Annotated in this window: 22 protein-coding genes and 1 tRNA gene; 17 read left to right on the forward strand and 6 right to left on the reverse strand. The window is 56.1% G+C overall.

The features are described from left to right. Positions 1-121: 121 nt before the first annotated feature. The gene (locus tag BM477_RS05365) at positions 122-2,158 is read left to right on the forward strand and encodes a mechanosensitive ion channel family protein (protein WP_084543742.1); all 2,037 of its coding nucleotides are present in this window, start codon (positions 122-124) and stop codon (positions 2,156-2,158) included. Position 2,159: 1 nt separating this feature from the next. Continuing rightward, complete coding sequence (gene msrB, locus BM477_RS05370; protein WP_075361654.1) at positions 2,160-2,579, forward strand: peptide-methionine (R)-S-oxide reductase MsrB; 420 nt, start codon at positions 2,160-2,162, stop codon at positions 2,577-2,579. 481 nt (positions 2,580-3,060) lie between these two features. Here the strand turns inward: msrB and BM477_RS05375 are convergent. Next, positions 3,061-3,133, reverse strand: a tRNA-Lys gene (locus BM477_RS05375). A 313-nt stretch (positions 3,134-3,446) separates the two neighbouring features. Here BM477_RS05375 and BM477_RS05380 point away from each other — a divergent pair. The 7 genes from BM477_RS05380 (at position 3,447) to BM477_RS05410 (ending at position 10,771) form a co-directional block, all read left to right on the forward strand. Further along, positions 3,447-4,070, forward strand: a complete 624-nt coding sequence (locus tag BM477_RS05380) for a hypothetical protein (RefSeq protein WP_075361655.1) — start codon at positions 3,447-3,449, stop codon at positions 4,068-4,070. Between the two features lie 99 nt (positions 4,071-4,169). Further along, entirely contained in the window at positions 4,170-5,327 is a 1,158-nt protein-coding gene (locus BM477_RS05385) for an NUDIX hydrolase (RefSeq protein WP_143230216.1), read from the forward strand. A 229-nt stretch (positions 5,328-5,556) separates the two neighbouring features. Further along, positions 5,557-6,684, forward strand: a complete 1,128-nt coding sequence (gene pstS, locus BM477_RS05390; protein ID WP_075361657.1) for a phosphate ABC transporter substrate-binding protein PstS — start codon at positions 5,557-5,559, stop codon at positions 6,682-6,684. A gap of 6 nt (positions 6,685-6,690) precedes the next feature. Next, positions 6,691-7,686, forward strand: a complete 996-nt coding sequence (gene pstC / locus BM477_RS05395; protein WP_075361658.1) for a phosphate ABC transporter permease subunit PstC — start codon at positions 6,691-6,693, stop codon at positions 7,684-7,686. Next, entirely contained in the window at positions 7,686-8,678 is a 993-nt protein-coding gene (gene pstA / locus BM477_RS05400) for a phosphate ABC transporter permease PstA (RefSeq protein ID WP_075361659.1), read from the forward strand. Before pstC ends, pstA begins: the two co-directional genes overlap by 1 nt. A gap of 65 nt (positions 8,679-8,743) precedes the next feature. Beyond that, on the forward strand, positions 8,744-9,517 hold the full coding sequence (gene pstB, locus BM477_RS05405) for a phosphate ABC transporter ATP-binding protein PstB (RefSeq protein WP_075361660.1): 774 nt from the start codon (positions 8,744-8,746) through the stop codon (positions 9,515-9,517). Positions 9,518-9,646: 129 nt separating this feature from the next. After that, entirely contained in the window at positions 9,647-10,771 is a 1,125-nt protein-coding gene (locus BM477_RS05410; protein WP_143230217.1) for a DMT family transporter, read from the forward strand. A gap of 185 nt (positions 10,772-10,956) precedes the next feature. Here the strand turns inward: BM477_RS05410 and BM477_RS05415 are convergent, their stop codons facing one another. The 4 genes from BM477_RS05415 to BM477_RS05430 all read right to left on the reverse strand — a co-directional run bounded on the left by BM477_RS05415 (position 10,957) and on the right by BM477_RS05430 (position 14,907). Next, complete coding sequence (locus BM477_RS05415) at positions 10,957-11,841, reverse strand: metal ABC transporter permease (protein WP_075361662.1); 885 nt, start codon at positions 11,839-11,841, stop codon at positions 10,957-10,959. 5 nt (positions 11,842-11,846) lie between these two features. Beyond that, complete coding sequence (locus BM477_RS05420) at positions 11,847-12,839, reverse strand: metal ABC transporter permease (protein ID WP_075361663.1); 993 nt, start codon at positions 12,837-12,839, stop codon at positions 11,847-11,849. Positions 12,840-12,843: 4 nt separating this feature from the next. Beyond that, positions 12,844-13,647 carry a metal ABC transporter ATP-binding protein gene (locus BM477_RS05425; RefSeq protein ID WP_084543744.1) on the reverse strand — a complete coding sequence of 268 codons (804 nt, stop codon included), beginning with the start codon at positions 13,645-13,647 and terminating at the stop codon, positions 12,844-12,846. Positions 13,648-13,803: 156 nt separating this feature from the next. Further along, positions 13,804-14,907, reverse strand: coding sequence for a metal ABC transporter substrate-binding protein (locus BM477_RS05430; protein WP_075361789.1), 1,104 nt, complete (start codon positions 14,905-14,907; stop codon positions 13,804-13,806). Positions 14,908-15,201: 294 nt separating this feature from the next. Here BM477_RS05430 and BM477_RS05435 point away from each other — a divergent pair, with 294 nt between their 5' ends. Beyond that, positions 15,202-15,939, forward strand: coding sequence for a phosphoglyceromutase (locus tag BM477_RS05435; RefSeq protein ID WP_075361664.1), 738 nt, complete (start codon positions 15,202-15,204; stop codon positions 15,937-15,939). Between the two features lie 97 nt (positions 15,940-16,036). On the opposite strand, the gene phoU is transcribed toward BM477_RS05435, so the two are convergent. After that, on the reverse strand, positions 16,037-16,705 hold the full coding sequence (gene phoU, locus BM477_RS05440; RefSeq protein WP_075361665.1) for a phosphate signaling complex protein PhoU: 669 nt from the start codon (positions 16,703-16,705) through the stop codon (positions 16,037-16,039). A gap of 199 nt (positions 16,706-16,904) precedes the next feature. On the opposite strand from phoU, the gene BM477_RS05445 reads away from it, so the two are divergent. The 7 genes from BM477_RS05445 to BM477_RS05475 all read left to right on the forward strand — a co-directional run bounded on the left by BM477_RS05445 (position 16,905) and on the right by BM477_RS05475 (position 23,415). Further along, entirely contained in the window at positions 16,905-18,086 is a 1,182-nt protein-coding gene (locus tag BM477_RS05445; protein ID WP_084543745.1) for a sensor histidine kinase, read from the forward strand. 2 nt (positions 18,087-18,088) lie between these two features. Further along, entirely contained in the window at positions 18,089-18,775 is a 687-nt protein-coding gene (locus BM477_RS05450; protein WP_075361666.1) for a response regulator transcription factor, read from the forward strand. A 91-nt stretch (positions 18,776-18,866) separates the two neighbouring features. Continuing rightward, a complete protein-coding gene (locus BM477_RS05455; RefSeq protein WP_075361667.1) occupies positions 18,867-19,388 on the forward strand; it encodes a CarD family transcriptional regulator in 522 nt (173 codons plus the stop codon). Continuing rightward, complete coding sequence (gene ispD, locus BM477_RS05460; RefSeq protein ID WP_075361668.1) at positions 19,388-20,116, forward strand: 2-C-methyl-D-erythritol 4-phosphate cytidylyltransferase; 729 nt, start codon at positions 19,388-19,390, stop codon at positions 20,114-20,116. The genes BM477_RS05455 and ispD overlap by 1 nt, the downstream gene beginning before the upstream one ends. Before the next feature lie 72 nt (positions 20,117-20,188). Next, the gene (locus BM477_RS05465; protein ID WP_075361791.1) at positions 20,189-21,577 is read left to right on the forward strand and encodes an MFS transporter; all 1,389 of its coding nucleotides are present in this window, start codon (positions 20,189-20,191) and stop codon (positions 21,575-21,577) included. Positions 21,578-21,613: 36 nt separating this feature from the next. Beyond that, a complete protein-coding gene (locus BM477_RS05470) occupies positions 21,614-22,477 on the forward strand; it encodes a polysaccharide deacetylase family protein (protein WP_075361669.1) in 864 nt (287 codons plus the stop codon). 8 nt (positions 22,478-22,485) lie between these two features. After that, positions 22,486-23,415, forward strand: a complete 930-nt coding sequence (locus tag BM477_RS05475) for a TIGR01777 family oxidoreductase (protein WP_075361670.1) — start codon at positions 22,486-22,488, stop codon at positions 23,413-23,415. Positions 23,416-23,421: the final 6 nt, after the last annotated feature.

Raw genomic sequence — 23,421 nt, forward strand, 5'->3', positions numbered from 1 at the left:
ATGGTCACACGCCGATTTTTTTGTTCCCCCAACTACCGCAACTATCAGCCTTTAGCGCAAAGTAGTTGCCTGTAGGTGAGGGCGTGTAGCCCAAAAAGCTAAAGCATCCTAGTCTGGTTGTATGAACCTATTATCAGCCGTATGCGGCCAAGCTCACGCCACGCCCTCGTCCCTTAGTCATCTAGCGGTGCTCCCCCAAGATACCGCTGAGAATGCCGTAGGCGGAGCTGTTGATTTTATGACCTACATTATTTCTGCGGCAATCGGGGTTGCTCTTGGCCTCGCGATAGCTGTCGTTTTTGTAGTAATTCTAAAAGTTTCTCTCCGCAGGACAGCGCCGGGACGGACTTTAGCTGCGCGCGTTCGACTACCCCTAATTGTCACGCTAGCGCTATTGGGCTCCGCCATCGGACTGGAAATGGCTGCGAACGGCGTCGATGAAGGGGCAGTCGTATACTGGTTCGTCCCCATCCAACATGGACTCTGGATTGCCATTATTCTGGGCATCACCTGGATCTTGACACAAGTCGTCCACATCATTGAGGACGTCGCTGAATACCGGTACGGTGACTCCGAAGCTGGCAGAGCTCGGCGGGTAACAACCCAAATGCAAGTGCTGCGCCGCGTTCTCCAAGCCATCATCGTGGTGATTGGTATTGTGGTGGCTCTCCTGACTTTCCCAGCGATGCGAACCGCAATGACCGCTTTGCTTTCTTCCGCCGGCGTGGTTTCCCTAGTCGCCGGCATTGCCGCACAGAACGTGCTGGGTAACATGTTTGCCGGCCTGCAAATCGCTTTCACAGACTCGATTCGCGTGGGAGATATCCTCGACTATGAAGGACAGTACGGCACCGTTGAGGAGATTACGCTGACCTACATGGTGCTGCGCCTGTGGGATGAGAAACGGCTGATCGTGCCGTCCAAGAAACTGACCGAGGAATCAATCCAGAACTGGACCCGTCGCCACACCCAGGTGCTAGGCGTCGTGGAGCTCCCCATGGACTGGAGTGCGCCCGTATCTGCGGCTCGTAAGGAGATGCACCGGCTGCTGCGGCAAACTGACCTGTGGGATGGGCAGACCGCCAGCATTCAGGTCACTGACTCTGAACCCGACTACATGACTGTGCGCCTGTGTGTCTCCGCGGCGGATCCGTCGAAGCTTTGGGACTTGCGTTGCTACCTGCGTGAGCACATGGTCCGTTGGGCGGTCGGGCAGACCCCCAGCGCTTTGGCTCGCCACCGCATCGAAGAGCAGACACGCAATCACAACGCCGCATTACTGGGCGAAGAATACGGGGAGCTGGTCCGCGCTTACACCTCTCCGAACCTTCCCTCTGTTAAGGTTGCTGGGCCCGAGGATGAAACGATTCTCCTGACGCCAGAGCAGGCGCGTGCTGAAATCCAGCGCATTCAAGCGGAGGCTGGTGTCGCCCGGGGTGGCGTCCGTAAGCAGGCCGAGGAAGCCGCCGAGCAAAACCGGCAGGGCATCTTTGATCGCATCCTGGGGATAGTGATGCCCGACGAGGACGAGAACTCCGGCGGGGCAGCATCTGATGCTGTTGACCCGGATGCGACCGTGGTTTTGAGTGCCGATGAGATTCTGGCGCTGGCGGCTGCTTCCACTGCTGTCCCCGCTGACTCTGCCACGGCTTCTGGGTCATCCGGTGCGGCTGGTTCTGCTGGTTCTGCCCAGTCTTCCGGAGCTTCGGTTTCTGACTCCACCGTGACCTCTACTTCCTTACCGGATGCCACTTCAGTCGACGAAGATCCTGCCTCATCCCGCTTATATTCGGGTTCGCCGCAGGCGGAAGAACGCGCGCAAGCATTCCAAGGTCCCGGTGAAGAAGTCTTCAAGGAAAGAGAAAAAGAAGCCGAACGCCAGGCCGCCACCGCACGGGACACTGCAGCTGCTTCCGAAGCCGACGAATCCACTGCCACCGGCGAGTTTGCGGAAACCCCCTCGGCCCCAGCAGGGGTGACGGAGGGAGCGCCCTCGGCCAATGGCGTAAATTCGGTTACGGCCTCAGACGCAGGCGTAAACTCAGATACCACCTCGACGGATAAGCACCCGGAAGAGACCGTCGAGGGCTTGCCGTTGGACGACACGTTCTATGATGATGACGGTGAACTCGATATGACCCATGGAAGGGGAGAATGACATGACTAACGAAGCAAACGTGGACAACCCGTCGGAGATTTCCGAGGAGTGCTGGCGTCAGATTCTCAGCCCCATTGAGTACCATGTGCTGCGCGAGGCCGGCACGGAAAGGCCCGGCACCGGTGAACTGCTAGACGAAGACCGCTTGGGTTGGTACTTCTGTCGCGCTTGCGGCAATCGCCTGTTTAAGTCTGGCGCGAAGTTTGATTCCGGATGTGGCTGGCCTTCATTTTTTGAGGCCGAGGAAGGTTCTACCACCGAAATCGTGGACTATTCCCACGGTATGATCCGCACCGAAGTTCGCTGCGCCAAATGCAACTCGCATTTGGGGCATGTGTTCCCGGATGCTCCGCATACCCCGACCGGTAACCGCTACTGCATGAACTCGGTCAGCTTGCGTTTCGAGCCGGACGAAGCCTAGTCTGCGGCGGGGATTGCCCTGCGGCGGCGGCGGCCGGTGTTTTCGTCGAGTGTGCACCTTACTGTTAATTGTGCACCTTACAAGGTGCACAATTGTGGTTAAGGTGCACAGTCGCTGTTGGGGTTACTGTCCAAGCTGTTCGGCCCTGCTGTGGTGATTTCCCCGCTGTGGAATTCAGCCCATGAATGTTGCATTAGAGTGAAACTGTGTGCAAAAGTGCAGGTGAACCTTTTGTGTGGGGCAGAATGCCACACAATTTCGATACTGTGTGGAAAAACTCCATTTTCAGGATAAATTTGGCCGAAATTTGGTTTTTCCCACACAGTTCTGAGTCAAGCGCGTGTTTTTAGAGTCCAAGGCAGCGGGTGAGGCCGGTCAATCCGAAAGTCCAAGGCAGTGCGAAAGTCAGGGCGACCCGAAAGACTGGCTGAATGTAAACGAAACCCTCTCTGGAATTATCCCAGAGAGGGTTTCAACACGGTAGGCCCCGCGGGGCTCGAACCCGCCACCCACGGATTAAAAGTCCGTTGCTCTACCAGATGAGCTAGAGGCCCGTGTGCTCCACTATTATATCTGTCTAAGCCACTTATGCCACGCCAGAACGAGATTGCGGCAAAACTCACCTTTCTGAACCCGGAAAATGTTGGGTATAGAGTCGACGAATGTTGAAGTTCAATTTGTGTCGGCGGAGTGTGCGCGCAGGTTTTTTGCGGCCGGCTGGAGTGACAGCGTGTGGTATGGCCAGAATCAGGCGCTGCCCAGAATCAGTGGCCGCGCCCAGATGCCTAAACACCCGCCTAAGTCAATGCGTAATCTGCGTCACTAAGTCATAATAGAGAGATAAGAATATCGGTTGAGGAGGTTGCTATGTCTGCATCAATGAACCACCCCCGTCGACCAGCGATGCTCGACCCGGAAGTGGCTGAAAGTATCCCCGGCGATGAGGACCCCGCCGTCACCACGGCGGTCGCGCTGACTTCGGCGCGTGCCCTACTGGGCTTGGGTGATGATGAGTTCACCGCCGATCAAGTCGAGAAACTCGCACACCTAATTAAGACCGAGGGGGTGGACGCTGTTTCAACCCTCTGGGCGCGCTCATCCAAACTGACTTTACCCGGTCAAATGTGGCGGCTTTACTTGGTTCGTGAATGGTTCCGTCGCGATACTGACACGGTTCGCTCCCGTTACGAAGAAGGTGAGAGGGCGATTCATCAACGTCCCGGCGCGGAAGACCTAGTGCTTCCGGAGCTAGAGTCCACCATGGCGAAGATCGAGCAGCTGATGACCGGTGGCGGGGTGGATTCCATGGTGGAGTTGCTGAAAGCAACTTCCGGTGTGATGCGTGTTCTGGCCGCTGGTGTTTCAGCCGGCCCAGAATGGATTACCAGTGACGATGATGAACTGGCTGATGTGGTGACCCGGCGAGCAGGAGCCTTGCAAAAGACCGCGGAGGAGCTGGCGGAAGCCGCAAAATTGGGGGACCGTGAATAGGTGCTGACAGCTTGCGGGCGGGGCAGTTGTCCCGTTCTCTGAGGGGGATAGTTGCCCTGCCCGCTGGACTTGTCTCCGGGGCGCGTCGATAATGTAGCTATGAAACCCGTGCCCGCTCCGCTTCCCTCCCGCATTGTTAGAGCGGGAGGAGCTTTGGTGTGGCGGTGGGCTGTGCCGGTTCCGAAACCGCAACCGCGCCCGCTGATAACCCCGAAGTCGTTGGCGCAAGGCAAGATAGCGCCGAAGCTGGTGGCCACGCCGGGGACTGATCCAGGGTGGGCCGAGGAATCCGCTGCGGAGGCGGATAATCCAGAGGGCATTGAGGTGCTGCTGGTGCATCGTCCGCAATATCATGACTGGTCATGGCCGAAAGGCAAACTGGAACTGGGGGAGCACCTAATCTCCGCTGCCGTTCGTGAGGTCGAGGAAGAGACCGGTGTCGCCGTGAACCTGCACGCTCCCATGCTGACGCAAAGGTACCGGCTGGGTATTGGCATCACTAAAGAGGTCTATTACTGGGTTGGAACGGTCGCCGAAGATGACGCGAAACTGGCGGCCCGACCGGTCGTGCAGCAGGCCCCTGCCGCGGAGATCGACAAGACCGCCTGGGTTTCCCCGGCGAAGGCACGGCGGATGCTGACCCGTCGCGGGGACCGTCGCCTCCTCGACGATTTGTTGGCTAAAGCGCAGGCGCAACTGTTGGCGACTTTCCCGCTCATCTTGGTTGCCCCCGCTGAAACGATTCCCGCACGCAACGATCATGACTTGGGGTTGTCTTTGAGCCGAGGGGGAGTCACCCAGTCGCTTGAAATCTTGAAACTATTGTCTGCCTATGGGGTGTCTAGCCTCTGGTCAGCTCCCTGCCCGTCGGCGCAGCAGACTTTGCGGCCTTTCGCTGATGTGGCTGGGTTGCAGATTCGTCCGCTGGATGATCCGCGCCGGCTACTGCATGAGCTGATTGTGCAGGCTGGGGAAACCATATCGCCCTCGTCCCCGCAAACCCGAAACCTAGGTTATAACCCAAATCCGGCGGGAGCGATGCCTTCACATGCCGCGGCAATCTGTATTGCTCCGCAAACGCTTAGTGAATGGGTGAAAGTCCTGCAAAATAGTGTCGCCCTGCTGCCTGGACAGGCTACGGAAGTGATTGCCACCTCGATGGAGAGCGGTGAAGCTATGGTGTTGCATTTGCGTCGCCCACAGCAGGGTGAACTGCCCGGACTGGTGGCTATGGAGCGCCATCGCGTGACCATCTGATTAGCCTATCTGCTGCGCTGAATCCAAGTGAAGGCGCTAGTTCGACTGGAAAACACCTCAGCCCGACACCCCACCACAACACCGATTCGTGTGACGTATGCAACTTAGTTTTGGCTATTGTTAACCTGAAGTTAACCAAGTTTACCTTCGGTTGTAACGTCCGTCCCGTAGTCTGCAAAGCGTAAGAGACGCTAACGCGTCGTTGCGAGGTGCACTTCCTGATTGCACCATGAACGAAAGACAGACTACTGTGAATATTATTTCTTCCCGCGTGGGCGTAGTTGGCCTTGCGGCCTCACTGGCTCTCTTCCTCAGCGCTTGCGGTTCCGATAATCCGACGGCCGCCACCGACAATGGCACTACTGAAACTTCTCAGGCTGAAAGCCTGACCGGCACTCTGGCTGGCGCGGGAGCTTCCTCCCAGAAGGCCGCCATCCAGGCTTGGAAGGCCGGATTTGTTGCGAAGAACCCCAGCGCCCAGGTCGAATACGATCCGGTTGGCTCCGGCTCTGGCGTGAAAAAGTTCCTAGCTAAAGAGGTTTCCTTCGCCGGCTCAGATGAGGTCCTAAAAGATGAGGACCGTGAAGCCGCTAAAGCCCGCTGTGAAGCTGACGTAATGCACCTGCCGGTCTATATTTCCCCCATCGCGGTGGTCTTCAACCTGGACGGCGTTGACACCCTGAACTTCTCCGCAGAAACCGTCGCCAAGATTTTCGCCGGCCAGATCACTAACTGGAACGACCCGGCAATTGCCGCTGAGAACGAGGGAGTATCCCTCCCTGACCTCGCTATCACGCCGGTCCACCGCGCTGATGGTTCAGGTACAACATACAACTTCACTGAATGGTTGCATGCCGCAGCCCCCTCGGTCTGGACCCATGAAGCTAATAAGAAGTGGCCGCTGGCCGGCACCAACGGGGAAAAAACTCAGGGCGTAGTCAGCCTAGTGCAGTCCGGTCAGGGCTCCATCGGCTACGTTGATGACTCTGCCGCCGCCGGTATGGGTATCGCCAAGATTAAGGGCGCCGGCGGCGACTATGTTGCGGTCAGCGGTGAAGCCGCAGCGAAGACCCTAGATGAATCTGAACTGTCCGGCGCCTCCGGCATGGACTTGGCTTTCACCATTAACCGTACCCCCAGTGACCCGGCCGCATACCCGATCATCTTGGTGTCCTACGATGTGGTCTGCTCCGCTTACAGTGACGCGAACGAAGGCAACCTGGTGAAAGCATTTGTCGGCTACGAAGTATCTGAAGAAGGCCAGGCCCAGGCTGCTGCCGCAGCAAAGTCCGCGCCGCTGTCGCAAGCCCTGCGCACCAAGATTAACGCTTCGCTCGACTCCATTAAGGTGGGCTGATCATTAATGGCGCAAAGCCAAGAAACTGCCACTTCCTCGAGTATCTGGGGTCCCTCAGGTGCTCGAGGCAGTGCGCGTAGCACCGGGAGAACCGGCAACCTAATTTCCAAGTACATTTCCACGGGCGCAGCAATCACCATTATGTTGACACTGGCGGCGGTGGCGGCCTTCCTGATTATTCAGGCCTGGCCGGTCCTCAGCGACTCCAGCGCCCGCTTCTCCGCGCCCGGCTATTTTGCGGGTGCCACTTTCTTGCAGATTGTGGGTCCGCTGATTTTCGGTACCGTGTTGGCCTCCGCGATTGCAATGGTCATTGCAGTGCCTATCTCCATTGGTATCGCACTGTTTATCAGCCATTACGCACCCCGCCGGTTAGCTTCATTCTTAGGCTACCTGGTTGATCTTTTAGCCGCTATTCCCTCGGTCGTTTTTGGTCTCTGGGGTGGGCAGTGGCTGATTCCGAAGCTGGTGCCCATCTACTTGTGGCTGGGCGACAATCTGGGTTTCATCCCGCTATTTGAGGGTCCTGCTTCCCGTAATGGTCGCGTCCTCATGTCTGCCTCACTGATCCTCGCCATCATGGTGCTTCCCATCATGACCGCTATCAGCCGGGAAGTTTTCTTGCAGACGCCGCGCCTCCATGAGGAGGCTGCCCTAGCTCTGGGATGCACCCGTTGGGAAATGATTCGCACCGCAGTGCTGCCGTTTGGGCGCTCTGGCGTTATTTCCGCTGGAATGCTGGGTTTGGGACGCGCCCTCGGCGAAACCATGGCTGTTGTGATGGTCCTTTCCACCGGTAACACGTTCAGCTGGGCAATCTTGCAGGACGCGAAGCATTCCACGATTGCCGCCAATATTGCCTCCCAATTCGGTGAGGCTTTCGGCAATGAGCGTTCCATGCTGATTGCGACCGGCCTGGTCCTGTTCATCATCACTTTGCTGGTGAACTCCGGGGCCCGCTGGGTAATTAGCCGCCGCAGCAAGTTCTCAGGAGCTAACTAATGAAGAAAACTCTTTCCGCCGCGGAAGCCGCGGATCTTGAATCCGCGCTACCGGCACAGAAAAAACCTCCTTTCGCTCCTGAAGATCCGGCTTTTGAATCCCGCCGGGTGTGGAAGAATCGCGTCGCCTACACGCTAGTTACGGTCGCTTTCTTGCTGGCGATGTTGCCGCTGATTTCCATGCTGTTGTCAGCGATTATCAGAGGCAGCAAGATTCTGAGCCTAGATTTCTTCAGCTACTCCATGAACGGGGTCTTCGGTCAGTCCACTTTGGGCGGCGCCTACCATGCGATTTTGGGTACTCTGCTGGTGACTTTGGGGGCGACAGTTATTTCTGTCCCAATTGGTTTAGCAACCGCCGTCTACTTGACTGAGTACGCGGATGAGAATGGCCGCCTCGCGACAATCACTCGCGCTCTGGTTGATGTGATGACTGGTATTCCGTCGATTGTGGCGGGCCTTTTTGCTCTGGCTTTCTTCACCTTGGTGATGGGGCCGGCCTATATTTCTGGTTTCAGAGGCTCCGTGGCGCTCTCCATTTTGATGATTCCGACGGTGGTTCGTTCCTGTGAGGAGATGCTCCGCCTGGTGCCGCATGAGCTGCGGGAGGCGTCATACTCCCTCGGCGTGCCCAAATGGTTAACCATCGTGAAGGTGGTTTTGCGGACCGCGGCGGCGGGTATCACCACTTCCGTAATGCTGGCGATTGCCCGCGTAATTGGTGAAACGGCGCCCCTGCTGGTGACGGTAGGTGCGACTGATCGCATCAACGGCAATCTTTTCGATGGCCGCATGTCGACCTTGCCGGTGTACATCTATAACTCTTATACCGCGGTCGATATGCCTTGCGCCGAGGGGGCGTTGAACTGTTCCCCCACTATTCACGCCGATCGAGCATGGGCGGCAGCCTTGACTTTGATTGCGATTGTCATGATTTTGAACCTGGTGGCCCGCTGGATTGCTGTGAAGCTGGCGCCGAAGGGGCAGAACTGATGAGCCATAAAGTCCTGCCCCATTATGAACTTGAAAAATAATGTCCTTGAAGGAGAACCCCACCAGTGCTGATTGAAGTTGAAAACGAGAACATTTTCTACGGTGATTTCCTTGCCGTAAAGGGTGTCAATATGCAGATTCGGGCGAATACGATTACCGCCCTGATTGGCCCGTCCGGTTGCGGCAAGTCTACTTTCTTGCGCACCCTGAACCGGATGCATGAGGTAATCCCGGGGGCTCGCGTTGAGGGTGAGGTCAAGGTCGAGGGCGTAAATATCTACGACCGCGGAATTGATCCGGTGCAGGTGCGTCGTAAGATTGGCATGGTTTTCCAGCGTCCTAACCCGTTCCCCACTATGTCGATTGCGGACAATGTGCTGGCTGGCGTGAAGTTGAACCGTCGGCGCATGTCTAAGTCCGATCAGGAAGCCTTGGTGGAAGAGTCCCTGCGGGGCGCTAACTTGTGGAATGAAGTGAAGGATCGTTTGGATGTTCCCGGTTCTGCGCTTTCAGGTGGGCAGCAGCAGCGCCTGTGTATTGCCCGCACCATTGCGGTGAAGCCGGAAATCATTTTGATGGATGAGCCTTGCTCAGCTTTGGATCCGATCTCCACTTTGGCGATCGAGGATTTGATGGCCACTTTGAAGAGCGACTACACGATCGTGATTGTGACCCATAATATGCAGCAGGCCGCCCGGGTTTCAGATATGACTGGCTTCTTTAACCTAGAGGCGCAGGGTCAGCCGGGACAGTTGGTAGAGATGAATGAGACTGCGAAGATCTTTGAGAATCCCGATCAGAAAGCGACGGAAGATTACATTTCTGGTCGTTTCGGCTAAATAGGGTGTCACATGTGACACCGGCTGGTTCCGCACGCATTTGACTGATGAACTAGACTGGTGAATACGGCACATATTTATAAGGCAGCCCGCACTTCGGTGTGGGTTGTTTGCCTTAGGAGGTGAAGGTTGACAGCGGTAAATTCGGTACGTCAAGCCCGCTTGTGGACTGCTGAGCGTTTTGCTCGGCGATCGAAGCTCATAGCGTTTTTGGCGATAGTGCTACTTTGCATGGTTTGGGGGTCAACCTTCCCCATGACGAAGGGATTACTGGACCGGATTACCCCAGTCAACTATCTAGCTGTCCGTTTCACTTTGGCGTTCATTGTGGGTGCCTTAATCTTCTGGAAACGGCTGGTAGCTATGAGTGGCCGCCAGTGGTTCTATGGTTTCAGTTTGGGATTCATGTTCAGCCTCGGTCAGGCTCTGAACACGGTCGGTTTGCAGTATGTGGATGCTTCCGTGTCTGGTTTTATCACCGTCATGTACATCGTTTTCACGCCCATTTTGGTGTGGATACTGTTCCGTCTCAAAATTGATCCTTTCGACTGGGTGGCTGTGGTCTTAGCGGTTGTTGGTTTAGGGATTTTGTCCCTCACGGGCGGCAACCTAGAGTTCGGCCTTGGTGAGCTATTAACTTTGGGCTCCGCTTTAGCTTTCGCTTTCCATATTGTGATGATGTCGCGCTGGGCAGTCCGGGCTGATCCGGTCAGTTTGAGTATTGTTCAGATGGGTGTGCTGGGGGCCGTATTTAGTGTCATTAGCGCCGGACAAGGCTTTCAGCTACCTGTTTTGGTGACTGACTGGATGGCTTTGTTTTACATGGCTGTGGTCGCTGGCTTGATGGCTATGATTATTCAAACTTGGGCGCAGCAGCGGCTGTCTGCCACCTCGGTGGCTTTGACTTTCTCTTTGGAGCCGGTCTTTGCTTCGGTTTTCGCCATTATGATTTGGGGAGAGCCTTTGACATCCAGCCTAATCTGGGGAGGCTTGCTGATTTTGCTGGCCATGCAGGTTTCTGCGCTGGGGAGCAAGTACTTGGAGCGTCGTCGCGCTATGACTTACGCGGAGAGTGTCCTGCCGGAGACTTCCGCGGGCCTGTCTCAGGCTTTCCAGGATGTTTTCGAGGGCGGTTTGCCGACTGCTGTGATTGAGGACGAAGACCTACTAGAAGGCGACGCGATTGCTCAGTCGATGGAAGGTATGGACAATCCTGCGCCGGACCGTTCCATCATGTCGCCACCTTCCGCTTAACGCTCCGATCGACCGGTTAGGAGCTGGTTCCCGTGTTGAACCGTCTTCTCTTTTCTGCGCAGATTCCTTGATACGTCTGGCCGCTGATACGTCCGCCACCTAATTGTTCTCAATCTGCAGCTAGGCTCCACTCTCGGCTTTTCCCAGCCAGAGTGGAGCCTAGGTTTATATTGGGCTGCTTCGAATTAGATTCTAGCGAGGCCGCGACGCGTTTTAATCCAGGAGATCCCAGCCGGCAACAGATACCCGATAGCGCTCAAGATGGCGATCATGCCGCCGGTGGAGAGGTTCATGACGACACCCAACATCAGGCCGATGAGGGCGCAGATGATGGCCCAAATGGGGGCAACCCACAGCAGCGTGCGAGCTTCTGGAATTAGCCGTGCCATACCGGCAGCCGGGCCGGCAATCAGGCCGATCGCTAGGACGGAACCGACGGCTGGGAGACAAACTACCACGGTAACGCCGATGAGTAGGTAGATGGCGGCGTCGACCAGCCACAGGTTTCCCCCTCGGGCCTGGAAACCCACCTCGTCAAAGCAGGCAGCTACGATTTGGCGGCCCATGGTGAAGGCAACTAAAGCTGCTACCACGAGGGCGGAACCGGACCAGATGATGTCCATCCCGTTTACGTTCAGCAGCTTGCCGGTCAGGAAGGATGCTACTTTCAGTGGCAGCGGAGCGAACCATTTCGCGAGGAAGTATCCCAGCGCAAACCCGAAAGTCAGGAGGACGCCGGAGACAGCCTCGGGGGATTGCCCGGGAACTTTCTGCAGGCGACCCATGCCCCAAGCCATGGGGATACAGGCGAGGGTGGCGCCAATGAAAATGGCGAGGGTGAGGGCTCGCGGATTGTTAGCCAGCTCTGCACCGAAAACGCCTGCGCCGACAAGCACGACGCCGATGATGGCGCCGGGGAAGGTGGCGTGGGTGAGTGCCTGAGTGAAGAAGACACGGCGACGGAGAATCGCTAGTACGCCCACCACTCCGCAAAGACCTGCGACCAGAATGGTTTCCACCAGGGGAAGCTCTAGCAGCATGAGTTTGCTGACTAGGCTTGCTGAATCCATGTATCTCATCGGGCAACCTCAATCTTCACGGCGGAGTTGTCGACGGTTTCTTCCTCGTGGGCGGCTACCGCATGCTCACGTACTTCTGGGCGAATCTTGTACAGGATGGGACGCACAGCGACCAGAATCAGGTAGATGGCAACCAGGGTAAGGATGGAGCCAGCCTGCGGTGAGATCGGCTGGTCCACGGCTACGGCAATCACTGCCATGCCAATGTATCCGCCGATTATCGCAACCACTGTAGCGATAATCGTCATGGAGCGCACGGAACGGCCAATCAGACGGCCGGAGGCGCCGGGGATAATCAGGTAGCCGATAACTAGCAGCGCGCCGACCGCGGTAGCGGCAGCGACAACCACTAGGCCAACGGCCAGGTTCAGGGCGATATCCAGCCAGAAAATGGAGACGCCTTGGGCGGCCACCCCAACCGGGTCAAAAGCGCGGGCCACCTGGCGACGCCACGTGGTGGCGGCCAGGAGGATGGCCAGCAGACAGACCGCGAAAGCGGGGGCAAGGTCGGCGTCAGTTACCGCTAGAAGACGCCCGAAGAGGAGAGATTCCAGCTGTCCGGACATGTCTCGGTGGTAGGTCACCATGACAATACCAATCCCGAAAAAGGCGGTGAGGACGACCGCGGTGGCGGTTTCCATGCTGGCGACCGATTGCCCCAGCAGGGTGAGGCCGAGGGTGACTAGGAGTGCCACAAAGAGCGCTCCCGGGATGATGCCTTCGATGCCGCCAAGGTACACGAAGCCGCCCACAATGCCGGGGAAGACGGAGTGAACCATGGCTTCAGCGGAGAACTCTAGGGAGCGCAGGTTGACTAGGGTGCCGACCACGCCGGCCACAATGCCCAGCATCATGAGCAGCACGAAGGGCCGGAAGAGGAAGGGCATGTCCGCGATTTTGAACATCAGGGGATTGCCCACCAGTAAAAGGCGGAGAAATTCCACGCCGTTCGCGAAGGAATCAGTAACGGAAGTGAAGAATTCAGTCACAAGATCACTCCGACTTTGCAATCAGGTTGGCGCCCTGGTCGGGCAGGCCACCGAAAGCTTTGCGTAGGTTAGGTTCGGTTAGGGTTTTGTCGCGCGGCCCGAAAGCAATCTGTTCACCGGCGACCAGCAGGACTTTTTCACAAACCGCGTGGGCGAGGTCCATGTCGTGGGTGGAGACGATAATGGCGACGCCGGCTGCTTTCAGGTTTTCGATTGCCTCTAGCAGGGCTTGCCGGTTGGGCTGGTCAAGGCCGTTGAAAGGCTCATCGAGCAGTAGGATGTGGGGGTTTCCGACGGTGGCGCGGGCGAGGAGGACGCGCTGTTGCTGGCCACCGGAGAGGGTGCCGAAGCGTAGTCCGGCACGGTCTGCCATGCCGACGCGCTCTAGTGCTTCCATCACTTTCTGACGCTTGGTGCGGGCTGACTGCCACCAGCGCAGCTGATTGTAGATACCCATTTCCACTACGGTGCGAACAGTCACCGGGAAGGTGGGGTCAATATCAGCTAGCTGGGGGACATAACCGATTAGTTGGCGGGCGGTTTTCAAGTCATCGGAGCCCAGTAGTTTTAGGTTTCCTTCGGAGACTGTGATGAGACTGAGGATGCCGCGCAGTAGGGTGGTCTTGCCGGAGCCGTTGGGGCCAATTAGTGCTAGGGCTTCGCCGGGCATGACGGCACCGGTGATGTGGCTGAGAGCGGGAGGTCCACCGTAGGTGAAGGCTGCATCTTGGAACTCAAGTGCGGGACCGTACTGGTTTTCGCCGCGGTGGTCGGTTAAAGGGGCGTTACTGTCCGCGGTGATATTCATTAGGTCTCCTTAAAGGATGTTGGAAATCATTGTAGTTAAGCTGAAAATTTCACTAGCTCCGTTCTGCCTATCTGACAGAACGGAGCTAGCTGTGGTTAAACCGTTGATAGGTGTGCAAATCTTGAACTAGATTTCGCGTTTACCCTATCAGTCGGATCAGTTACGGTCGAAGCTCTTGATGGACTCGGGGAGGTCAGCAATCTTGCCTTCCCAAGCGGTGGTCAATGACTTCACGTTATGAATGATGGAACCGATGTAGGTTTCGCCAGCGGAGCCTACCGGGCCGAGGGAGTCACCGTAAAGGGCGTCATCGGCGTTGACCAGCTTCACGTTAGCTTCCTTAGCCAGCTTCTGTACGTTCTTGTCAGAGTTGGAGTTCTCAGCGAAGACTGCGATAGCGCCGGAGTCCTTAATCTTCTGAACGGTCTCAGCCAAGTGGTCAGCGGAAGCTTCGCCAAGGTCGGAGAAGTCCGGAATAGCGGAACCCATAAACTTGATGTCGTAACGGTTAGAGAAGTAACCGAAAGCGTCGTGTGAGGTGAACAGAACGCGCTTTTCGGCGGGGACTGAATCCAAGGTGGCTTTAGCCCAAGCGTCGAGGTCGTCAACGCGCTTGCCAAAGATTTCCACAGCCTGATCGTAAGCGTCTTTATGCTCCGGGTCGGCGGCAGCGAAAGCGGCGCCGATGTTCACGACCTGAATCTTGGCGTTAGCGGGGGAGGTCCATACGTGCGGATCAAAGGTGAACTCGGGGTCTTCGCCGTCTTCACCGGGGAAGGGCCACTTCTCAACTTTCACCTTTTCGGGGCCGTCCACAACCTCTAGCTTGTCGCCGGCTGCGCCGAAACCGGCACCCTTGTCGCCGGAGGTAACAATAATCTTGCCGGAGAAGCCAGAGGCGTCAATGGCCTTGTCGAGGAAGTGCTCCAAGTCAACACCGGACACTAGCATTAGCTTGGAAGCTGCCAAGTCCTGCATCTGCTGGTTGGTCATTTCGTGCTCGTGAGCGGAAGCGTTGGGGGCCAAGAGGCAGCTCAACTTAATGAGGGCCTTGTTCTTGGGGTCAACGGTCTTGACGGTCTTGCCGTCAGCGCCGGTCTTTTCGAGTCCGACGATGCCGTCGGAGCCTTCAGCGATCTGGGTGACGTAGTCACAAATCTGGGTAGTAGTAGCGGTGACTGCTAGGGGAGCCATCTCCATTGCGGGGGACTCGGTGGTGCCACCGGTTTTGTTGTTAGTGTCTGCGGAGCATGCGGCCATGCTGAGTGACAGTGCCACGCAGCCAGCGATTGCAACAATCTTCTTCAATTTATTTCCTACTTTCTCTCAACCAAGCTTCAGCTAGGTAAGCATTACCTAACTAAGGTTGCTAGAACTGTTATATCAAAACTCATTCTCAGTTGAGAAACCGAAAGTCGAATCTGTTAGTGAATCTTTATACTGTGATGTGACCTTGTTCGCTATTAGGGTGTTGACCACGGACTTTGTAACTATAAAATTCCGGTTCCTGCCCGTTAGAATAGGAACGTTGACCAATATTTAGAAAGGGATCAAATGACCTACACGCTAGTACTGCTCCGCCATGGGCAGAGTGAGTGGAATGCCAAGAACCTGTTCACCGGATGGGTGGATGTTCCGCTCTCTGACCAGGGCCGCGAAGAAGCTTCTCACGGTGGCGAACTGCTGAAGGAAGCCGGGGTGCTACCCGATAAGCTCTACACCTCGCTACTGCGTCGCGCCATTATGACTGCGAACCTTGCTCTGGACGCTGCTGACCGCCACTGGATTCCGGTGGAGCGCAACTGGCGTCTGAATGAGCGTCACTACGGCGCTTTGCAGGGCAAGAACAAGAAGGAAATCCGTGACGAGTATGGTGAAGAGAAATTCATGGAATGGCGTCGCTCCTACGACGTGCCGCCGCCCGCTATTGAGGCCGGTTCCGAATTCTCTCAAGATTCTGACCCGCGCTACGCTGGTGAGCCGATTCCTGCCACCGAATGCTTGAAGGACGTGCTGGAGCGTCTGCTGCCTTACTGGAACGAAGTTATCGTCCCCGATATTAAGACCGGCAAGACCATTATGATTGCTGCGCACGGCAACTCCCTGCGTGCCATCGTCAAGCACCTCGACGGCATCTCTGATGATGAGATTGCCGGCCTCAACATCCCCACCGGCATTCCGTTGGTGTATGAGCTGGACGAAGATCTCAAGCCCATCACCAAGGGTGGCCGCTACCTGGATCCGGCAGCTGCTGAAGCCGCCATCAAGGCTGTCGCCTCACAGGGCAAGTAGGGTCTGAGCCTCAACTGAGGTTGCCTCCCATAATTGTTAATGTGGGCGGGTTCCCCAACTGGAACCCGCCCACATTCTTGTCTGTTCAGGACAGAATTTAGATTTCAATATCCTCATTGTGATGAGTAATCAGGTCGCCGCGCACAATATAGAGCATCCGGCCAGCCGCCTTCGCCGCGTGATCACCCAAGCGCTCAAGGAAGCGGGCCAGCAAGGTAGCGTTCACAATCTGCTGACGGGTCATCTCCACCTCAGGGTCTGCCACTAGGCGACGGACCCGCTGATTGTATTCATCAATCTCATCATCGCCATCTATAATCGCTGCGACCAGGCTCATGTCCTGTTCGTTCAGCAATTTCTCCAATAGCTCCACAGAATCACAAACCTTATCGGCCATCTCATTCAACACTGACTGGATCGGTTCAGGTGTTGGTGGCTCCGGATAGGAACTGCGGGCCACCTGAGCCACATGGGTTGCTAGATCGCCCATCCGTTCCAGTGCTTGAGAAAACTTCATCGCGCCGGTAATCAGGCGCAAATCAGAAGCAACCGGTGCCTGCAGAGCGAGCATGGACAGGGTGGTTGACTCCACCATGTCGGCGAGGTCGTCAATCCGATCATCTGCATCAATGGTCTGCTCAGCTAACATTAGGTCAGTTTCCTTCATGGCTGAGCGTGCCCTCTTGGTCGCCCTCGAAACGTAGCGAATCATCCGGTCCAGGTTATCCCTGAGATGATCAAGATCTTGTTTGTATGCATCGCGCATAAGCCAGAACGCGCCTTTCAATAGTGGTGAAAACGATACTGCAAAATCGACTTGCAGATTCCTTTACAGACAACAGTTAAACAAAGTTGTTTGAACGACAATACACCGTTAAATGAACGGCAGGTTAACATTTACGCCAATTCCGAAGATAAACGCATCTGGGCGCTACAAAGTCCCGGATCATTAGTACGCTAGGACCGTGGACACTACTGTTTGGATTCCCGTTGTGAGCGCCCTCCTCGGTCTCGTCGTAGGAGCGAGCGGCGTTTGGGGTGCCTGGATTAGTGAACGTAGTCGCCATCGTGAAGAGCTACTGGCCGAGGGTGCCCCCGCGCTCCCCCTAGAACCGGGAGTGCTTTCCATCCTAGCTGCTGTTCCCTACACCGCGATTGTCCTAAATTGTCGCGACCGGGTGGTTCGGGCCGACGCGAACGCTTACGCTTATGGTCTGGTAAAAGAAGAATCTTTAGCGAATCTGGAGCTGGCGGAGATTGTGGAGAATCTTCGGGCAACCGGCACTGTCGTAGAGCAAGAGCTAGAAGTAATCCGCGGTCCCTTCCCCTCCGGTCAGACGATCCCGGTGATGGTCCGGGTGGCGCCCTTACGGGACGGATACGTACTGATTCTGGCGGAGAATCTGTCTGCTTCGCGTCGTCTGGAGCAAACCCGGCGCGACTTCACTGCGAACGTCTCCCATGAGTTGAAAACCCCGGTGGGAGCAATCCAGCTACTGTCGGAGACTATTGAGAATAACGCGGACGATCCCGAATACGTGCAGCAGTTCGCGCGTTCACTGCGGAAAGAATCAAAGCGCCTAGCCAACCTAGTGTCGGACATTATTGACCTTTCCCGTTTGGAAGTGCCAGATGCTTTGCATGAACCTGAGCTAGTTGACGTTGATGAGCTGATCCAGAACGTCACAGAGATGCAAAGCGTTTTGGCGGCGGAGAAACAAATCTCCCTCGTCGCCTCTAGCAAGAATACGGGCGCTGCCGTTTGGGGTGACGCGGACCTGCTGACTACCGCGGTGCGTAATCTGGTTGATAATGCGATTCGCTACTCTGAGTCGGGCGGCAGTGTTTCCATGGGTGTGACGGTGGAGGATGAGCTGGTTAGAATCGCCGTAGTCGATCAGGGGCCCGGCATCCCCGCTGCTGAGCAGGACCGGATTTTTGAACGCTTCTACCGGGTTGATCCGGGGCGCTCACGGGCGACCGGGGGTACGGGGTTGGGGCTTTCCATTGTTAAGCACGTCGCGATGGATCATGGTGGTACGGTCTCCGTTTGGTCCAGTCCGGGCCGCGGGTCCACTTTTACGCTGGTGCTACCGCAGGCGCGTATAGAGGATGACTTCGATAGGATGGACGAAAAGGAGGACTAAGAATGACCACGATTTTAGTTGTCGAGGATGAAGAGTCCTTCCGTGAGCCTTTAACTTTTTCGCTGCGCCGGGACGGATATCAAGTGATTGCTGCGGCGGATGGGGAATCTGCCCTGCGGCAGTTTGAGAAAAACAAGATCGATTTGGTGCTATTGGATCTGATGCTACCGGGAATCTCTGGCACTGATGTGTGTAAGCAGATTCGGGCGAAATCCCAACTCCCCATCATTATGGTGACGGCCAAGGATGATGTGGTGGACCGAATTATTGGACTTGAGCTAGGTGCCGACGACTATGTCTCTAAACCGTATTCGTACCGTGAACTTTTAGCTCGAATTCGCGCAGTTTTGCGCCGCAACTCCCAGGGGGAAAGCACTGGTTCTATCCTGGAGGTTGCGGGGCTTCGTATGGATGTGGAACGTCACGTAGTGACCCTGGAAGGGGAGGAACTTAACCTGCCGCTGCGGGAGTTTGAACTGCTTGAATTTTTGTTGCGTAACGCTGGGCGCGTGCTGACCCGCGGACAAATTATTGACCGGGTTTGGGGTTCCAACTATGTGGGGGACACGAAGACCCTGGATGTGCACGTTAAGCGTTTGCGTAGCAAGATCGAGGAAGACCCCGCCCATCCTCAGCGCATCGTGACTTTCCGAGGTTTAGGCTACAAACTGGTTCCGCAAGAAGACTAGGGAGAGGACGAGGAAGACACGACAGATTGGCCCAGTAGCTAGGTGGCTAGTGGTAGAATGGTGAGACACGAGCTATTTCAAGGAGACCTTCATGTCTTTCAAAGTCGGTGAGACGGTAGTTTACCCTCATCACGGAGCCGCCACTATTGAGGCTATCAACAAGCGGACCATGCGCGGTGAAGAGAAAATCTTCTTAACCCTTCGGGTCGCGCAGGGAGATTTGACCATTCAGGTTCCCGCGGAGAACGTGGAAATGGTCGGCGTTCGCGACGTAGTTGACGCTGACGGTTTGAAAGAAGTCAGCGATGTACTCCGCGCGGACAATATTGATGAGCCTTCCAACTGGTCCCGCCGTTACAAGGCAAATGTGGAAAAAATTGCGACCGGCGATATCGTGAAAGTCTCCGAAGTGGTCCGTGATTTGACCCGCCGCGACTGGGATCGTGGTCTTTCCGCCGGGGAGAAGCGAATGCTGGCGAAGGCTCGGCAGATTCTGATTTCTGAGCTGGCTTTGGCCCGCGACACTAATGAGGAAACTGCGGAAACTCGCCTAGATAAGATTCTGGCGGAGGCAGCCCCTGAGCCTGCCCCCGAGGAAGAACCACAACCGTGATGCCCTCCGCGGGAGTTAACGCCCCGGTTTGGGTGGTAGTGACTGCCGCTGGTTCCGGTAACCGTTTAGGTGCTAAGCAGCCGAAAGCTTTGGTTTCCTTAGCTGGGCGTACCCTCCTTGAACACGCCCTGCAACGGGTCAGCCTAGTGCAGAATCTGGCGGGTGTAGTGGTGACGATTCCAGCTGTTTCTCTCCCTGACTTTGCGCCGACAAAACCGGCTTGCTCGATTCCAGTATTTTTTGTCGAGGGTGGGGCCAGCCGCCAAGCATCAGTATTTGCTGGACTTCAGGCCGTGGCACAGTACGCCCCTTTGGACGCCCTCGTCCTTGTCCATGATGCGGCCCGCTGCCTCATGCCAACTGAAGTTTTTGATCGGGTAGCTAGCCGCGTTGCTGAAACAGGGCATGCCACGATTGCGGCGCTGCCGGTAGTTGACACCATTAAGCAAGTCTCGCAGCAAAACCCCCAGCAGGTAGCAGGCACGGTGGACCGCAATCAGCTGCGCATCGTGCAAACCCCGCAAGGTTTTGTCCTCGACCAGATTCTGCAGTTACATGAGCAGGCTCAGTCTCAAGGAGACTCAGAAAGCACGGCCGCCACTGATGACGCGGGACTGGCAGAAACTGCCGGACAGCCGGTAGAAATTGTGGACGGAGCCAGCGAAGGCTTCAAAATTACCACGCCCACGGACTTGAAATATGCCCAGTTCTTGGTGAACACCAAGTGAACAGTTGAAAGCATTTTAGTTTATCGCTGATTATTTCTTGAATATTGCATTAAAGTAATATTCGTGACTTACATACCTGCATCATCGAATACCAGTCCTGTCCCTGAGGACTCACTGTCGCTTTGGAAAACTGTTACGCGGTGGCCAGTGTTGGCCTGGGCCAGTTGGGATTTTGGTTCAGCCGCCTTCAACGCGGTCTGTACCACCTTCGTATTCTCTACTTTCCTTACCACCGATGGGCTCTTCACTGACACGGGCACCGCGCAAAGCCACCTGTCGAACGGGATGGCGCTAGCGGGCGTGGTTATCGCCTTGCTTGCCCCCATTGCCGGTCAGCGCGCAGACCGTCGCGGTCGTGGCACTCGAAGTCTAGGTATTTTCACCTTCCTTGGGATTGCCTGCATGGTAGCCATGTACTGGGTTTACCCCGAATCGCCGATGGGTGCCATGAATGCGCTCTGGTTCGGTATTATCCTGCTGGGCTTAGGCAACATCTTCTTTGAGTTCGCCTCCGTGAACTACAACGCCATGTTGAACCGGATTTCCACCTCAAAGAATAGGGGCACAATCTCAGGTTTTGGCTGGGGTTCAGGCTACTTCGGCGGCATTATTTTGCTGGCTTTGTTGCTGGTAGCTTTCCTCGGTTCTGGCATGCACTGGTTCGGGGTTACTGACGTCAATCACATGAACATTCGCGTCTCAATCCTGACTTCGGCCCTGTGGTTTACTGTTTTCGCTTTGCCGGTGCTCTTCACCATTCGCGGCGTTAAACCTAATGAGAACATCACGGGGCAAGGCCGGGAGAGCTTCTTCGACTCCTACAAGATGCTGTGGGGAACCATTAAGGATCTTTTCCGCAATGCGCCGCAGACCCTGCTGTTCATGGCAGCCTCAGCGGTTTTCCGTGACGGCGTAGCAGGCATCTTCATCTTCGGTGCCATCATTGGGAAAGCCGTTTTCGGTTTCGACACCACCCAGATCATGATTTTTGCGATCGCTTCCAACGTGATTGCTGGCGTTGCCACCTACCTTTTTGGCTGGGTGGAGGACTACATTGGTCCGAAACGAGTCATCATTATTTCCTTGGTCGCCATGATTATTTGTGGCACTCTGGTCTTTATTCTTCATAACGGTGGTCAGCGTGTCTTCTGGATTGTGGGCTTAGCGTTGACTGCTTTTGTCGGTCCCGTGCAGTCGGCGTCACGCTCCTTCCTGGGCCGTGTGATTCCTCCGGGACGGGAAGGTGAAGTCTTCGGATTGTACGCCACCACGGGCCGTGCCGTTTCTTTCCTTGCCCCCGCCATGTACTCCTTCTCCCTGTATGTCGGATATCTCATTGTGGGTAAGGCGGCTGGATATGAATACTGGGGTATTTTGGGCATAGTATGGATTCTGTTAGTCGGACTTCTCCTGCTGCTTCCGGTCAAGCCGGTTAAGCAGCATAAGAACTATCAACACTAGACTTTTGCCGGCTGACACCTAAGAAAGGTCACGTCAATGCGCCGGTTTTCGCTATCCACTATGGTGGTCGGATGCGCGCTGCTTTTGTCTGCTTGCGCGCCCGCATATCAAGCTGGAGGTTTCACCCCCAACAAGTCGACACTCAGCACCCCGGAAGTCACTGTCGAAACGGTAGAACCAACCGTGGACAGCCCCGAGACTCCCTCGACCCCTGAGCCTCCCACTCCTGAACCTAAGGAGCGTTTAGCGCATGGGAATGAAGCAACCGGTGGGCCGAACTGTGACGTGGAAAAGTGCATTGCTTTGACCTTTGATGACGGCCCGGGGGATTACACCGCCCAGGTTCTGGATGCCCTCCGGGCGGCTAATGTTCCCGCCACTTTCTTCGTGATGGGACGTCAGGTCAAAGCTCAACCTGAGCTCTTGCGTCGGGCGGTAGCGGAAGGTCATGCCATCGGCGGACACAGCTGGAGTCACCCACAACTGACGAAGTTGAATAACGAACGCCTCATGCATGAGCTGGTCGACACTAACAAAGAGATCGAAAAGGTGGTCGGTTTTACCCCCAATCTGATGCGTCCACCCTACGGGGCAGTGAATCATCGGGTTCGTAAAGTGATGGCCGATCAGGGCCTAGCCGCCATTCTTTGGGACGTAGATACCCTCGACTGGAAAGACCATAACTTGGATAAAGCCATGGGTTATGTCCGTCAGCAGACACAAAATGGCTCCATCATTTTGATGCATGATGTGCATGAGATTGCTCCGCAGGCGGTTCCTTTGATTGTGAAGGAGTATTCCGCGAAGGGCTTCAAGTTCGTGACCATCCCTCAGCTTTTCGCCGGGAAAGAGATGCTCCCTGGGGCAAAGCACTTTAACCGCTTCAAGGTGCTTAAGTAGGTTCCCCAATGGCTGTATTGACTATCGCTGGTGCGGGACTGCTGGGCTCTCGGCTCGCTGACCTAGCTGAGCAGAGCGGCTGGACAGTCAGAGTTTTGCATCGCGTCAAATCCCCGCGTACCCAAGTAAAGATGGATAAGTTTGGGCGTGAACACGCTCATTGGAATCCTGCCCAGGGCCTGATTCCTGCCACTGCGTTAGCTGGCTCTACCGCAGTGGTGTGCCTGAATGGGGCGGCGATTGCTCCGCAACCGTGGACACCGAAGCGCAGAGCCTTGCTGGAATCTTCGCGGATTGATTCGGTGAATACGCTGGTTCAAGGCATGGCGGCATTGCCCGCCGAAGCGCGACCGCAAGTCTTCCTGTCTGGTTCTGCTATTGGCTTCTACGGTTCCAGAGGGGACCGTGTCTTAGTGGAGCATGATCACGCTGGCAAAGGCTTCCTAGCTGACCTCTGCGTCCGCTGGGAGGTTGCCGCGCAGGCGGCAGCCAGTTTAGGGGTCCGAGTGGCGCTTTCGCGCACCTCTTTGATTGTGGCCGCCGAGGACGGCATCGGGGCCCGGTTGCATCATCTGTATCGTTGGGGTTTGGGCGCCCGCCTGGGGGATGGGAAACAGTGGCAGTCCTATGTTTCACTTAATGATGCGGCCCGTGCCCTGCTGTGGGTGATTGAGCATGAGGACGTTTCCGGTCCTTTCAATCTGGCGGCTCCTGCGCCCATCCAGAACGGGGAGCTGCACGACTACCTGAACGGTGTCTACCGGTGGAAATCACGTCTGGCTGCCCCCAGTTTCGCGGTGCGTGCACTGGGTAAAATGGGGCGTGAACTACTGCTGGCTTCGCAGCGGGTTATCCCGAAAAAGCTCACCGATTCGGGCTTTATTTTCGAGGATGTGACCGTGCCAGATATCTGGCGTTCAGTGTACGGAATGAACTAGCTCTCT

The organism is Boudabousia marimammalium (genome assembly GCF_001936115.1).
Lineage (GTDB): Bacteria > Actinomycetota > Actinomycetes > Actinomycetales > Actinomycetaceae > Boudabousia > Boudabousia marimammalium.